Origin of the sequence: Streptomyces sp. NPDC051322, from assembly GCF_040689485.1 — a bacterium.
GTDB lineage: Bacteria > Actinomycetota > Actinomycetes > Streptomycetales > Streptomycetaceae > Streptomyces.
In genome coordinates, this window is the sequence record NZ_JBFBAK010000010.1 from 239,764 (window position 1) to 253,865 (window position 14,102).

Below are 14,102 nucleotides of genomic sequence, written 5' to 3' on the forward strand. Positions count from 1 at the left end.
GACGGATGTGCTGATATCGATCATGGCTCACGATCCGGCGTAGGCGTTGGCAAGGGCGACGGCGGCGATCGCCAGGACGACGGAGCCGGCGAGCAGGGCGCTGAGGTAGGTCTGCAGGTTGCCGGTCTGTGCGCGGCGGACGGCGGCGCCCAGCCAGCGGGGCCCCGCGCTCGCGCCGCGGACGTAGGTGTCGATGACCTCGCGGTCAAGGAAACGGACCAGTTCGGCTGCGGCGACGACCGGGCGGACGAACAGCGCCGAGTAGAGGGCGTCGAGGTGGAAGCCGCTTGCGGCGTGCCGGTGCAGGGGGCCGAGCAGGAGCCGGCCGGGGTCGGCGGGGTCGGGGGCGGATGCGATGTTGCCGTACGCCGCGGTGTGGGTGGCGATGGCTTCCGCTTCGACGGTCGCCGGGTCGGCGTCGGGGTGGGCGGTGACGGCTGCGGTGCCCAGCGGTGGGAGGGCGGCGCCGGTGACGGCTTCGCGGTACTGCACGGCCCGCCAGGTGCCGTAGGTCATCAGGCCGCCGACCACGGCCACGCCGGTTCCCAGTACGGAAGTGGTGAGAGCGGGGGTGAGGTCGTTGCCGTCGAACCAGTCGGTGATGACGCCGGTGGTGAGGCCGAAGCCGATGGTGGGGATGGCGAGGACCCACAGGACGGCGTTCATCACGAGGGGCTGCTTGCCGTGCGCCGGGGCTTCCGCTCCCTTGCCCCGGAAGGCCAGCAGCCAGAGCCGGGTGGCGTAGGCGGCGGTCAGCAGGGCGGTGACGAGGCCGGAGACGAGGACGGTCCAGCCGGCCCCCGCGGGGGCGATGGCGCTGTCCCCGAGTGCGGTGTGCTCGGCGGCACCGAGGACGGACTCCTTGGAGAAGAATCCGGCGAAGGGTGGGATGGCGGCGAGTGCGAGCAGGGCGATGGTCATCGTCCAGAAGGCGTCGGGGACCCGTTTGGCCAGCTGGTCCATCCGGCTCATGGCGGCCAGCGAATTGGTGCCGGCGGCGTGGATGATCACGCCGGCGCCCAGGAAGAGCAGCGCTTTGAACGCGCCGTGCGACAGGAGGTGGAAGACGGCGGCACCGCGGTCGCCCACGGCCAGGGCGCCGGACATGTAGCCGAGCTGACCGATGGTGGAGTAGGCGAGGACGCGTTTGATGTCGTCCTGGGCGAGCGCGGCGAGCGCCGATCCGATCATGGTGACGGCTGCCATGACCGCAAGGACGATCATCGCGGCCGTGGACGCGGCGAAGACGGGCAGCAGCCGGGCCACGAAGTAGATGCCGGCGGCGACCATGGTGGCCGCGTGGATCAGCGCGGACACCGGAGTGGGGCCGGCCATCGCGTCGGGCAGCCAGGTGTGCAGCGGGAACTGTGCGGACTTGCCGGCGACACCGGCCAGGAGCAGCAGCGCGACCAGCGTGGGGTGGTGGAGCGCCCCGTCGTTGACCGTCTGCAGGATGCCGGTGATCCGGAATGTCCCGGCGTCGGTGGCGAGGGCGAAGAGACCGATCAGGAAGGGGACGTCGCCGAGTTTGGTGACCAGGAAGGCCTTGAGGGAGGCGGCGCGGGCTTCCGGCGTCTCCCAGTAGTGGCCGACGAGGAAGTACGAGCAGATGCCCATGACTTCCCAGCCGACCAGCAGCACCATCAGGTCGCCGGAGTAGACGACCAGCAGCATCGCGGCGGTGAAGAGGGAGACGATCGCCGCGTACGAGGGGTAGCGGGGGTCGTCCCGCAGGTAGCCCGTCGAGTAGATCTGCACGCAGCCGGCCACGATCACCACCAGTACGGCGACCAGGGCGGCGAAGCCGTCGATGTGCAGGGACAGGTCGATGGGGACGGAGCCGGTGGGCGTGAGCCTGGTGGCCGCGTCGATGGCGTGCCCACCCCCCTGGCGCACCGCGACGGTGATCGCGAGTGCCGCGGAGCCCAGTGTCGGCAGGATCGCCAGCGGGCGGGCGAGTCCGGGCGTGGTGCGGCCCAGCAGGAGTCCGGCGGCGGCCCCGAGGAAGGGCAGCAGGGGGACGAGGACGGCGAGGGTCGTCGTGGTCACGCGGCAGCCTCGGCCTTCTCCTCGTGGTCTTCGGGACCTGTGCCTTCCGCACTGTCGCGGAGTGTGTCGATGTCCGTGGTGCCCCGGCCCCGGTACACGGCGAGGACGATCGCCAGGCCGATGCCGATCTCGGCGGCGGCGATGGCGATGGTGAACAGGGTGAGCGCCTGGCCGGCGTGCAGTGTGTCGCGCAGCCAGACGTCGAAGGCGACCAGGTTGAGGTTGACGGCGTTGAGCATCAGCTCGACGGACATCAGGATCAGGATCACGTTGCGCCGGGCGAGGACTCCGTACAGCCCGGTGCAGAAGAGCAGTGCGGCGAGCACCGCGGGATAGGCGAGGTGCATCAGCGCTGCTGCTCCCTGCTGTTCTTGCGGGACAGGACGACGGCGCCGACGAGTGCCGCGAGCAGCAGCACGGAGAGTGCTTCGAAGGGCAGCACCCAGTGCCGGAAGAGGCTTTCGCCGGACACCTCGGTGGAGCCCTGGGCCGGGCCGTGCAGATCGACCCAGGTCGTGCGGAAGGCGTCGACGACGACCCAGACGAGGGAGCCGGCCGCAGCGGCGGCCACCACCAGGGCCACCCAGCGGTTCTCCGAGTCGGTGTCCGGGGAGCGGCCGATGGGCGCCTTGGTGAGCATCAGCCCGAAGAGCAGGAGGACGACCACCGAGCCGACATAGATCAGCACCTGCACCCAGGCGATGAACTCGGCCGTCAGCAGGAGGTATTCGACGGCGAGGCCACCGAGCGCCACGATCAGCCAGAGGGCGGCGTGCACCAGCTGCTTGGTCGAGACGGTGATGACGGCCGCGCCGAGGGTGGCGACGCCGACGAGCAGAAAGATGATCTCGACGCCGGTGGGCGACAGGAAGCCGGGGTGGGCCGCGGAGGCCACTGCTGCTGCGAGGGTCACGCGCCTCCCTCCGGCTCGTCGCCCGCCTGCACTTCACCGTTCTGCTGTTCGCCGGCGCGCGGTTCGCCGTTCTGCGGTTCGCCGGCCTGCTGCCGGGACTGCTCCTCGGCCTCGAGCTTGTCGGCCGTCTTGCGGGCGGCCGCGATCTCCTTCGGCTCCTCGGCGCCCGGCTCCAGTGCGGGCGGTGCGGGCACCGTCCACATCCACTCGCGGAGCTTGTCGCGCTCGTGGGTGAGCTCGTGGATGTCCGTTTCGGCGTACTCGAACTCCGGTGACCAGAACAGCGCGTCGAAGGGGCAGACCTCGATGCAGATGCCGCAGTACATGCAGAGCGCGAAGTCGATGGCGAAGCGGTCGAGGACGTTGCGGCTGCGCTCGCGCCCGCCGGGCGCGGCGGCCGGCATCGTCTCCTTGTGGGAGTCGATGTAGATGCACCAGTCGGGGCACTCACGGGCGCAGAGCATGCAGACCGTGCAGTTCTCCTCGAACAGCCCGATGACCCCGCGGGAACGCGGCGGGAGTTCGGGCTGGGCGTCCGGATACTGCGCGGTGACCGTCTTCCTGGTCATGGTGCGGAGGGTCACGGCCAGGCCCTTGGCCAGGCCTGAACCGGGGACGGGAGGCATTAGCTGATCGCCACCTTCACGATGCCGGTGAGCGCGATCTGCGCGAGAGCGAGCGGGATGAGCACGGTCCAGGCGAGCTTCTGCAGCTGGTCCTCGCGCAGCCGTGGGTAGGTCACCCGGAGCCAGATCACACCGAAGGCGAGGACAGCCGTCTTGAGCAGCATCCAGACCCAGCCGAGCCCGTCGCTGCCCCAGGGGCCGTGCCAGCCGCCCAGGAAGAGGACGGCGCTGAGAGCGCAGAGGACGACGATCCCGGCGTACTCGGCGAGCAGGAAGAGCGCGAAACGCAGGCCGGTGTACTCGGTGTACGCACCGAAGATGATCTCCGAGTCGGCAACGGGCATGTCGAAGGGCGGACGTTGCAGCTCGGCGAGGCCCGCGGTGAAGAAGACCAGGCCGCCGATGATCTGCCAGGGGATCCACCACCAGGCGAAGGCGTCGAGGATGCCCGGCAGCGAGACCGTGCCGGCCGCCATGGCCACCGAGGCGGCGGTGAGCAGCATCGGCAGCTCGTAGGCGAGGAGTTGCGCGGCGGTACGGAGCCCGCCGAGCAGGGAGTACTTGTTGGCCGACGCCCAGCCCGCCATCAGCGAGCCGAGCACGCCGACGCCCATCACCGCGAGCACGAAGAAGATCCCGGCGTCGACCACCTGCCCGACCGCGCCCTGCTGCGGTCCGATCGGGATCGCGACCAGCACCAGCAGGTACGGAAGCAGGGCGATGGCGGGCGCCAGTTGGAAGACCCGGCGATCGGCGTCGGCCGGAACGACGTCTTCCTTCTGAGCGAACTTCACGCCGTCGGCCATGAGTTGCGCCCAGCCGTGGAAGCCACCGGCGTACATGGGTCCCAGTCGGCCCTGCATATGGGCCATGACCTTGTGCTCGGTCTGCCCGACGACCAGCGGCAGCACGAGGAAGGCCAGGAAGACGATGATCAGCCGGATGGCGACGTCGATTACGTCGTTCACGCGGTATCGCCTCCGGCGGGGGTGTCGGGTCCTGGCCGGCCTTGCGGGCTGGGCTCGTCCGGGCGGGGCCCGGCGTCGGGGCCGGGCGCCGGGTCGGCCTTCGCCGTCTCCCCCGTGTCCGGGTCCGTGTCCGTGTCCGCGTCCGGGTCCGCGGGGCGCGGGGCGTCGTCGGTGGCCCCGGACGCGGGGCGGGCGTGGTGCCACGGCGCGTCCTCGCTGCGCGCGGGTCGCGCCGGAGCGGAGGCGGCGGGTGCACCGGTGCCACCGGAGTCCGTGGCCGGGGTGCTACCGGTGGCAGGCGTGCTCCCGGTGGCAGGCACGTCACCCACGGCGCCCGGCGCCCGGCTCTCCGGGGCCTCTGTGTCCGGGGCCGTGGCCTCCGGTGCCCGGGCCTCGGAGGCCGTGCCCCGGGTCGCCGAAGCCTGGCTCGCGGAGCCCTCGCTCACGCTGCGCGCCCGGCGTACCGGGCGGTCGCCCGCGGCCCGTGGCGTGCGGGCCGGGCGGGCCGGGGCCGGTGGGAGCTGGCCCTTCTGCGGGCCCCACTCGTTGGGGTCGGGGACGCCGGGCGGCAGCATCTGGCGGCGCTTCGCGCCACCGTGGGACGCGGTCGACTCGCCCGGTTCCTTCGCGCCGGGCCAGGCCTTCACGACCCGGGCCGCCAGCACGAAGTCCTTGCGCAGCGGGTGCCCCTCGAAACCCTCGGGCAGCAGCAGCGGGGTCAGGTGCGGGTGGTCGGTGAAGGAAACGCCGAACATCTCGTGGGTCTCGCGCTCGTGCCAGCTCGCGCCCGCGTAGACCCCCACGGCGGTCGGCAGCTCCGGCGCGGTGTGCGGGACGGTGGTGCGTACCAGCAGGCGGCGGACGGTGCGCCCGTCGAGCGCGACCACGTGGGCGCAGACCCGGAAGCCGGTGTCGGGTTCGTCGACCGCGCTCAGCCAGTCGAAGTACGTGCAGCCCAGAGCGTCCCTGGCGGTCTCCAGCGCGGCGATCCAGGAAGCCGCGGGGACGTCCACGGTCAGCAGGTCGTAGCTGTGCTCGGCGGTCGCTTCCTCGCCGAAGAGTTCGGTGACGGCCTCGGGCAGCCGGTCGTACGCGTTCATGGTCACCGCCCGGTTCCCGGCGCCGGCGGCGGGGTGACAAGGCCGCTGGTCAGCTGGGCGGCGGACGGGGTGGCGTAGCGCTCGCCCAGCGACTCGCGGGCGATCTTCTCCTGGAGTTTCAGGATGCCCTGGAGCAGCGCCTCGGGGCGCGGCGGGCAGCCGGGGACGTAGACGTCGACCGGGATGATCTGGTCGACGCCCTTGGTCACCGCGTACGAGTCCCAGTAGGGGCCGCCGCAGTTGGAGCAGGCGCCGAAGGAGATGACGTACTTGGGCTCGGGCATCTGCTCGTACAGCCGCTTGACCGCGGGCGCCATCTTGTCGGTGACGGTACCGGACACGATCATCAGGTCGGCCTGGCGCGGCCCCGGTGCGAAGGGGATCACGCCGAGCCGGATGAAGTCGTGGCGGGCCATCGAGGCGGCGATGAACTCGATCGCGCAGCAGGCGAGGCCGAAGTTGAAGACCCACAGGCTGTAGCGGCGGCCCCAGTTGAGGACCACCTTCATGGGCTCGGGGGCCAGCCGGGAGAGCACGCCCAGACGGCGCGGTTCGGGCAGGAACTCGGGGGTGGCGGGGGTCGTCACGTCCATTCGAGGACTCCCTTCTTCCATGCGTAGAGGAGTCCCACGGCCAGGAAGCCGAGGAAGATGAACATCTCCACCAGCGTGGTCGCCCCGTAGCCGTCGGCGGCGAAGACCGTCGCCCACGGGAAGAGGAAGATCGAGTCGACGGCGAAGATCACGTAGAGGAAGCCGTACACGTAGTAGCGGACCTGGGTGTGGGCCCAGCCCTCGCCGACGGGGTCGACTCCGCACTCGTAGGTCAGCAGCTTCTCCGGCGTCGGCACCACGGGCCGCAGCAGCCGTCCGGCTCCGAAGGCCACGGCGACGAACAGCACGCCGACGACCGCGAGCACCCCGACCACCGCGTACGTGTGGAAGTAACCCGTGTGATCCGCCGCTTGTTCCGCTGCTCGTTCCGCCGCGAGAACGGTCGGTCCCGGCACGTCCGCTCCTCGCTCCCTGGGCCCTGTCAGCCGCCTCGTCCGTCACATTCGCCACATTCGACGATCTGTACGCACGGGAGTCTAGGCCCTGTTAAAGACTCGGTAAGCAGCCGCATCCGGCATCGAGTGCGTCACGGGGCCCGGCGCGGGGTGGGGTTATCCCTACTTCGTCCCACCCAGCTGCCCCATGGCATCCGCGGCCCCGGCCCGGCAGGCTTGGCCGTATGACCGCGACCAACTCCCGCCGGCTCGACTCCGAGCAGCTGCCGCCCGTGCGCTTCGCCTTCGACCGGCACACCTGGAAGGAGATCGCCCATCTGCTGTCCAATCTACCTGCGGCGATCCTCGGATTTGTTTACGTGGTGTTCATGGTTGCGGTGGGGAGCGGTCTCGCGGTCACCGTGATCGGGCTGCCGCTGCTCGCCGCCGGGCTGCTGGGTGCGCGACAGCTCGGCAAGCTGGAGCGGGCCCGCGCGCGGGCGCTGCTCGGCGTACGGGTCGAAGAGCCGAGCCCCTTGGCCGTCAGGCGCGACGGCAATCTGCTGTCGCGGCTGTGGATGAGCCTGAAGGACCCGGTGGGCTGGCGGACGGTGCTGTACGAGTTCATCCGGCTGCCGTGGGGGGTGCTGACCTTCTCCCTGGTGATGCCGAGCCTCTTCGTGCTGTGGCCGGTACTGCCCTACATCGCGCGGGGGCTGACCAATGCCGACCGGGCGATGGTGCGCGGCCTGCTCTCCCCGTCCGACGAGCTGGAGCGCAGGATCGCGGAGCTGGAGTCGGACCGCGGGGTGGTCGTGGACACCGCGGCAGCGGACCTGCGGCGGATCGAGCGGGATCTGCACGACGGAGCGCAGGCGCGGCTGGTGGCGCTGGCCATGGGACTCGGGCTGGCGAAGGAGAAGCTGCTCGAGGATCCGGACGCGGCGGCGGTGATGGTCGGCGAGGCGCACGGCGAGGTGAAGCTGGCCCTGCAGGAGCTGCGTGACCTGGCCCGGGGCATCCATCCCGCGGTGCTGACCGACCGCGGTCTGGACGCGGCGCTCTCCTCGATCGCCTCGCGCTGCACGGCGCCGGTCAAGGTCAATGTCGATCTGACCGAGCGGCCGGCCCAGGCCATCGAGGGCATCGCCTACTTCACGGTCTCCGAGCTGCTGCAGAACATCAGCAAACACGCCCGGGCACGCTCCGCCTCGGTGGAGGTCTGGCGGTCCGCCGACCGGCTGCTGATCCAGGTCCATGACGACGGGCAGGGCGGGGCGAGCCTCGACGCCGGTACCGGCATGGCGGGGCTGGCCGACCGGCTGGGCGCGGTGGACGGGCTGTTCGTGCTCGACTCCCCCGTCGGCGGGCCGACCACGGTGACGGCCGAGCTGCCCTGGCGCGACCGCGGCTGAGCGGGGCGGTCCCGCCGGAACAGCCCGGGGTGGGGAAAACCCCCGGTCGAAGACGGTGCTGCACCTCATGGCCGCCGTCCGCCCTGCCCAGCACGATGGACCTGTACGACGGGACACACGGCGTACGCAGACCCAAGCGATCAGCCAGTCGAGCAGAAACGGACGACGCCATGGCCACGGATTACGGCATGCGAACGCGGGACCACCGGATGCCTGCGGCGCTACGTGCACCGTTCGAGGGCCGCACCTGGCGCGAGTTCGGTTATCTGATGCTGTCGCTGCCGATCAGCATCGTGCTCTTCACCTTCGGCATCACCTTGTTCTCGCTGGGCGTCGGCCTGGTGATCACCTTCCTCGGTATCCCGGTGCTGGCCGCGGGTCTCGCGATGTGCCGCGGTTTCGGGGCGCTGGAGCGGGCCCGTGCCCGGGCACTGCTGCGGGTCGACGTCGCAGCCCCCGCCCCGGTGCGCGCACGCACCGCCGGTCTGCTGCCGTGGGTGGGCGCGGTGCTGAAGAGCGGGGCCTCCTGGCGTCATCTGGTGTATTCGCTGGCGCACTTCCCGTGGGCCGTCTTCGCCTTCTGCGTCTCGCTGCCCCTCTGGTTGTACGGCTGGGCGATGTTCACCTATCCGCTGTGGCAGTGGGTCTTCCCGATGTACACCGGTCAGGGTGGCCTCCAGCTGTACGGGGACACCTCGCACCGCATCTACCTGGACAATCCCTTCGAGATCACCCTGACCAGCCTGTCCGGTCTGCTCCTCGTCCTGGCCACCCCGTGGGTGATCCGTGGTCTCAGCGCAGTCGACCGGCTGCTGGTCATCGGGCTGCTCGGTCCTTCGCGGCTGGACACCCGGGTGACCGAGCTGGAGTCGGACCGCGGGGTGGTGGTGGACACCGCGGCAGCCGATCTGCGGCGGATCGAGCGGGATCTGCACGACGGAGCGCAGGCCCGGCTGGTCGCTCTCGCGATGGACCTCGGGCTGGCCAAGGAGAAGCTGACGGCCGATCCGGAGGCGGCCGCCCGGATGGTCGACGAGGCGCACGGCGAGGTGAAGATCGCCCTGCAGGAGCTGCGTGACCTGGCCCGCGGCATCCACCCCGCGGTGCTGACCGACCGCGGTCTGGACGCGGCACTCTCGGCGGTGGCCTCCCGCTGCACGGTGCCGGTGCAGGTGGAGGTGGATCTGCCGGCCAGGCCCGCTGCCGCCATCGAGGGCATCGCGTACTTCACCGTGTCGGAGCTGCTGCAGAACGTCAGCAAGCACGCCCGGGCGACCCGCGCGAGCGTGGACGTCTGGCGGGTGGAGAACCGGATCATGCTGCAGGTCGCCGACGACGGAACAGGTGGCGCGGACACCACGGCGGGCAGCGGGCTGGCCGGGCTGGCCGAGCGGCTGGACGCGGTGGACGGGCTGCTGGTGGTGGACTCGCCGGCCGGTGGGCCGACCACCGTGACGGCCGAGCTGCCCTGGCGCGACTGATCGGGTCGGCGAGCTCGTCACTGCCGGCACCGCCGCGAGGCAAGTCGTACCCGTTACTTGCTCTCGCGCCGCCCACTCGGCGCCCGATACTGGGATGCTGGGACGGACGGGGCGGGAACTAGGGAAAACGGGGGCTTCAGCGTCGTGGAGGACAGAGTGCGGGTGGTCATCGCCGAGGATTCAGTGCTGCTTCGAGAGGGCCTGACCCGGTTGCTGACCGACCTCGGTCATGACGTCGTCGCCGGCGTCGGGGACGCGGATGCGCTGATCAAAACGATCCAGGACCTGGCGGCGGAGGCTGCGCTGCCGGACGTGGTGGTCGCGGACGTACGGATGCCGCCGACCCACACCGACGAGGGCGTCCGGGCGGCGGTGCGGCTGCGCAAGGAGTACCCGGGGATCGGGGTGCTGGTCCTTTCGCAGTACGTCGAGGAGCAGTACGCGACCGAACTGCTGGCCGGGTCCAGCCGGGGCGTCGGCTATCTGCTGAAGGACCGGGTCGCCGAGGTCCGGGAGTTCGTCGACGCCGTGGTCCGGGTGGCCCAGGGCGGGACGGCGCTCGACCCGGAGGTGGTGGCGCAGTTGCTGGGCCGCAGCCGCAAGCAGGACGTGCTGGCCGGGCTGACGCCACGCGAGCGGGAGGTACTGGGGCTGATGGCCGAGGGCCGTACCAACTCCGCGGTCGCCCGGCAGCTGGTGGTGAGCGACGGGGCGGTCGAGAAGCACGTCAGCAACATCTTCATGAAGCTCGGGCTCTCCCCGAGTGACGGGGATCACCGTCGGGTGCTCGCGGTACTGACCTACCTGAACTCCTGAAGCGGCGAGAGCGTGACGGGAGGGGGCCGTCCGGCCGCCGACGTGCGGCTCCGGCGCGCGCCCGGCGGGCCCACCGGCGACCTCATGGAGTCGCTGTCGAAGAACGGGGGGTAGTGGAAACGTGACAAAAGCGGGCAAAAAAACGTCTCAAAAAGACGTCCAGCATATGAGCCTTCCCGGGAAGGCCACCCTTACCGACGTAGGGTGGTCCCCGGTGTGCCCGGCGGGCCGGGCGCGTCGGAGCAGCCGCCTCGAGGGAGGTCCAGTTCAGTGACCAGCCAGGTCAGTAGCCCAGCCGAGCAGGCCGACGGAGCCGATGAGGCCGCAGTCGGGGAACAGCGCGCCCCGCTTGCGAGTGACCAACTGCCGGAGAATTCGCCGCCCCCGCAGCAAGCCGAGGCCAAAGAGGTACGCCGTCTCAACCGAGTGATCATCCGGTTCGCCGGGGACTCGGGTGACGGGATGCAGCTCACCGGAGACCGTTTCACCTCGGAGACGGCGTCGTTCGGGAACGACCTGTCGACGCTGCCGAACTTCCCCGCGGAGATCCGCGCCCCCGCAGGCACCCTGCCGGGTGTTTCGTCGTTCCAGCTGCACTTCGCGGACCACGACATCCTGACGCCGGGTGACGCGCCGAACGTGCTGGTGGCGATGAACCCGGCAGCGCTCAAGGCGAACCTCGGCGATGTGCCACGCGGGGCGGACATCATCGTGAACACCGATGAGTTCACCAAGCGCCCGATGGCGAAGGTCGGCTATCAGACGTCGCCGCTGGAGGACGGTTCGCTGGAGGCGTACCAGGTTCACCCGGTGCCGCTGACGACGCTGACGATCGAGGCGCTGAAGGAGTTCGGGCTGCCCCGCAAGGAGGCCGAGCGGAGCAAGAACATGTTCGCGCTCGGGCTGCTGTCGTGGATGTACCACCGTCCCACCGAGGGCACCGAGCACTTCCTGCGGACGAAGTTCGCCAAGAAGCCGCAGATCGCCGAGGCGAACGTCGCGGCCTTCCGCGCCGGGTGGAACTTCGGCGAGACCACCGAGGACTTCGCGGTCAGCTACGAGGTGGAGCCCGCCACCGCGGCGTTCCCCACCGGGACCTACCGCAACATCTCCGGGAACCTGGCCCTGTCCTACGGTCTGATCGCCGCGAGCCTCCAGGCCGACCTGCCGCTCTACCTCGGCTCGTACCCGATCACCCCGGCCTCCGACATCCTGCACGAGCTGTCGCGGCACAAGAACTTCGGCGTGCGCACCTTCCAGGCCGAGGACGAGATCGCCGGGATCGGCGCTGCGCTCGGCGCGGCCTTCGGCGGTTCGCTGGCCGTGACCACCACCTCGGGTCCCGGGGTGGCGCTCAAGTCGGAGACGATCGGTCTGGCGGTGTCGCTGGAGCTGCCGCTGCTGGTCGTCGACATCCAGCGCGGCGGACCCTCGACCGGGCTGCCCACCAAGACCGAACAGGCCGATCTGCTGCAGGCCATGTACGGGCGCAACGGCGAGGCCCCGGTCCCGGTGGTCGCACCGAGGACCCCGGCCGACTGCTTCGACGCGGCCATGGACGCGGCCCGGATCGCCCTCACCTACCGGACCCCGGTCTTCCTGCTCTCCGACGGCTACCTCGCCAACGGCTCGGAGCCCTGGCGGATCCCGGAGATCGACGAACTCCCCGACCTGCGGGTGCAGTTCGCCACCGGACCCAACCATGAGCTGGCCGACGGCACCGAGGTCTACCACCCGTACAAGCGGGACCCCGAGACCCTCGCCCGCCCCTGGGCGGTGCCCGGCACCCCGGGGCTCGAGCACCGTATCGGCGGCATCGAGAAGCAGGACGGCACCGGCAACATCTCCTACGACCCGGCCAACCACGACTTCATGGTCCGCACCCGCCAGGCCAAGATCGACGGCATCCGGGTCCCCGACATCGACGTCGACGACCCTCACGAGAACACGCGCACCCTGGTGCTGGGCTGGGGCTCCACCTACGGCCCGATCACCGCGGCCGTCCGGCGGCTGCGCGCCGCGGGCACACCCATCGCACAAGCCCATCTGCGGCACCTCAACCCCTTCCCCGGCAACCTGCGAGAGGTCCTCGCGCGGTACGACAAGGTGGTGGTGCCGGAGATGAACCTCGGCCAGCTCGCCTCGCTGATCCGGGCCAAGTACCTGGTCGACGCGATCTCGTACAACCAGGTCAACGGAATGCCGTTCAAGGCCGAGCAGCTCGCAGACGTTCTCAAGGAGGCCAACGATGCCTGAGTCCCTGAAGCTGGTCCCCAAGGCCGAGGCCAAGCAGTCCATGAAGGACTTCAAGTCCGATCAGGAAGTGCGCTGGTGCCCCGGCTGCGGCGACTACGCCGTGCTCGCCGCCGTGCAGGGATTCATGCCCGAACTCGGCCTGGCGAAGGAGAACATCGTCTTCGTCTCCGGGATCGGCTGCTCCTCCCGCTTCCCGTACTACATGAACACCTACGGGATGCACTCCATCCACGGCCGCGCCCCGGCCATCGCCACCGGACTCGCCTCCTCCCGGCGGGACCTCTCCGTGTGGGTCGTCACCGGCGACGGCGACGCGCTGTCCATCGGCGGCAACCATCTCATCCACGCGCTGCGCCGCAACGTCAACCTCAAGATCCTGCTGTTCAACAACCGGATCTACGGGCTGACCAAGGGCCAGTACTCACCCACCTCCGAGCTCGGCAAGATCACCAAGTCGACGCCGATGGGCTCGCTCGACTCGCCGTTCAACCCGGTCTCGCTGGCCCTCGGCGCCGAAGCGTCCTTCGTGGCCCGCACCGTCGACTCCGACCGCAAGCACCTCACCAGCGTGCTGCGCGCCGCCGCCGACCACCCCGGCACGGCGCTGGTGGAGATCTACCAGAACTGCAACATCTTCAACGACGGCGCCTTCGAAGCCCTCAAGGACAAGGAGCAGGCCGAGGAGGCGGTGATCCGCCTCGAACACGGACAGCCGATCCGCTTCGGCACCGAGGCAGCACCCAAGGGGGTCGTGCGCGACCCCGCGACCGGCGACCTGGAAGTCGTCGCCGTCACGCCGGAGAACGAAGCCCGGATCCTGGTCCACGACGCCCACACCGCGTCCCCGACCACCGCCTTCGCGCTCTCCCGCCTCGCCGACGCCGACACCCTGCACCACACTCCCATCGGGGTGCTGCGCGATGTCGAACGGCCGGTCTACGACACCCTGATGGCCGACCAGCTGGAGACCGCCGTCGAGCAGAAGGGCAAGGGCGACCTCGCCGCCCTGCTCGCCGGCGGCGACACCTGGACGGTCGCCGGCTAGTACCGCACCCGCCCCCTGGGCCCGGTCCTGCTGTGGTCAGGACCGGGCCCTGTCGTATGTCTCGCGGGCCGTGAGCACCTCGTCGAGCCGCCGCTCGGTCCAGCGCGCCAGCCCCCACACCTGCTCGGCGGCCTCCCGCCCCAGCGCGGTCAGGGCGTAATCCACCCGCGGCGGGATCACCGGCTTGGCGTCGCGCGCCACGAAGCCGTCGCGCTCCAGCGTCCGCAGCGTCTGGGTGAGCATCTTCTCGCTGACTCCGCCGACCTCACGGCGCAGCTCGCCGAAGCGGTACGAGCGCTCCAGCAGGGCGGCGAGCACCAACACGCCCCAGCGGCTGGTGACATGTTCCAGCACCACCCGCTCCGGGCACATCGGACGGTCGACATCGGGCTTCGGGGTGGTTACGGCCATGCCGGTACCTTACTTCAAAGTGGGTACTTTCGTT

The 14,102-nt window shown here is 70.4% G+C and carries 14 protein-coding genes; 5 read left to right on the top strand and 9 right to left on the bottom strand.

Translation table 11 applies throughout. The annotated features are described in order from the left end of the window. Nucleotides 1-27: 27 nt before the first annotated feature. From AB0436_RS23930 to AB0436_RS23965, 8 genes are read right to left on the bottom strand one after another with little or no spacing between them, the layout of a single operon-like run. On the bottom strand, nucleotides 28-2,049 hold the full coding sequence (locus tag AB0436_RS23930) for an NADH-quinone oxidoreductase subunit L (protein ID WP_366469956.1): 2,022 nt from the start codon (nucleotides 2,047-2,049) through the stop codon (nucleotides 28-30). Beyond that, the gene (gene nuoK / locus AB0436_RS23935; protein ID WP_365851818.1) at nucleotides 2,046-2,396 is read right to left on the bottom strand and encodes an NADH-quinone oxidoreductase subunit NuoK; all 351 of its coding nucleotides are present in this window, start codon (nucleotides 2,394-2,396) and stop codon (nucleotides 2,046-2,048) included. The genes AB0436_RS23930 and nuoK overlap by 4 nt, the downstream gene beginning before the upstream one ends. Then, nucleotides 2,396-2,962 (bottom strand): NADH-quinone oxidoreductase subunit J, encoded by a 567-nt coding sequence (locus AB0436_RS23940; RefSeq protein WP_366469957.1) that lies wholly within the window; start codon nucleotides 2,960-2,962, stop codon nucleotides 2,396-2,398. The genes nuoK and AB0436_RS23940 overlap by 1 nt, the downstream gene beginning before the upstream one ends. Beyond that, on the bottom strand, nucleotides 2,959-3,588 hold the full coding sequence (locus AB0436_RS23945; protein WP_366469958.1) for an NADH-quinone oxidoreductase subunit I: 630 nt from the start codon (nucleotides 3,586-3,588) through the stop codon (nucleotides 2,959-2,961). The genes AB0436_RS23940 and AB0436_RS23945 overlap by 4 nt, the downstream gene beginning before the upstream one ends. Beyond that, entirely contained in the window at nucleotides 3,588-4,556 is a 969-nt protein-coding gene (locus tag AB0436_RS23950) for a complex I subunit 1 family protein (protein ID WP_365851821.1), read from the bottom strand. The genes AB0436_RS23945 and AB0436_RS23950 overlap by 1 nt, the downstream gene beginning before the upstream one ends. Then, nucleotides 4,553-5,656 carry an NADH-quinone oxidoreductase subunit C gene (locus AB0436_RS23955; protein ID WP_366470048.1) on the bottom strand — a complete coding sequence of 368 codons (1,104 nt, stop codon included), beginning with the start codon at nucleotides 5,654-5,656 and terminating at the stop codon, nucleotides 4,553-4,555. The genes AB0436_RS23950 and AB0436_RS23955 overlap by 4 nt, the downstream gene beginning before the upstream one ends. 2 nt (nucleotides 5,657-5,658) lie before the next feature. Continuing rightward, a complete protein-coding gene (locus AB0436_RS23960) occupies nucleotides 5,659-6,249 on the bottom strand; it encodes an NADH-quinone oxidoreductase subunit B family protein (protein WP_365851822.1) in 591 nt (196 codons plus the stop codon). Further along, nucleotides 6,240-6,665 (bottom strand): NADH-quinone oxidoreductase subunit A, encoded by a 426-nt coding sequence (locus AB0436_RS23965; protein ID WP_366469959.1) that lies wholly within the window; start codon nucleotides 6,663-6,665, stop codon nucleotides 6,240-6,242. Before AB0436_RS23965 ends, AB0436_RS23960 begins: the two co-directional genes overlap by 10 nt. A 224-nt stretch (nucleotides 6,666-6,889) precedes the next feature. On the opposite strand from AB0436_RS23965, the gene AB0436_RS23970 reads away from it, so the two are divergent. The 5 genes from AB0436_RS23970 (at nucleotide 6,890) to AB0436_RS23990 (ending at nucleotide 13,657) form a co-directional block, all read left to right on the top strand. Then, the gene (locus AB0436_RS23970) at nucleotides 6,890-8,059 is read left to right on the top strand and encodes a sensor domain-containing protein (protein ID WP_366469960.1); all 1,170 of its coding nucleotides are present in this window, start codon (nucleotides 6,890-6,892) and stop codon (nucleotides 8,057-8,059) included. A gap of 170 nt (nucleotides 8,060-8,229) precedes the next feature. Continuing rightward, entirely contained in the window at nucleotides 8,230-9,540 is a 1,311-nt protein-coding gene (locus AB0436_RS23975) for a sensor domain-containing protein (protein ID WP_366469961.1), read from the top strand. A 156-nt stretch (nucleotides 9,541-9,696) separates the two neighbouring features. Further along, nucleotides 9,697-10,356, top strand: a complete 660-nt coding sequence (locus AB0436_RS23980) for a response regulator transcription factor (protein ID WP_366470049.1) — start codon at nucleotides 9,697-9,699, stop codon at nucleotides 10,354-10,356. 270 nt (nucleotides 10,357-10,626) lie between these two features. Then, nucleotides 10,627-12,612 (top strand): 2-oxoacid:acceptor oxidoreductase subunit alpha, encoded by a 1,986-nt coding sequence (locus AB0436_RS23985; RefSeq protein WP_366469962.1) that lies wholly within the window; start codon nucleotides 10,627-10,629, stop codon nucleotides 12,610-12,612. Then, the gene (locus AB0436_RS23990; RefSeq protein WP_366469963.1) at nucleotides 12,605-13,657 is read left to right on the top strand and encodes a 2-oxoacid:ferredoxin oxidoreductase subunit beta; all 1,053 of its coding nucleotides are present in this window, start codon (nucleotides 12,605-12,607) and stop codon (nucleotides 13,655-13,657) included. Before AB0436_RS23985 ends, AB0436_RS23990 begins: the two co-directional genes overlap by 8 nt. 36 nt (nucleotides 13,658-13,693) lie before the next feature. Here AB0436_RS23990 and AB0436_RS23995 read toward each other — a convergent pair whose 3' ends face one another. Beyond that, nucleotides 13,694-14,068: a helix-turn-helix domain-containing protein gene (locus AB0436_RS23995; RefSeq protein ID WP_366469964.1), complete on the bottom strand. Its 375-nt coding sequence runs from the start codon at nucleotides 14,066-14,068 to the stop codon at nucleotides 13,694-13,696. Between the last annotated feature and the right edge of the window lie 34 nt (nucleotides 14,069-14,102).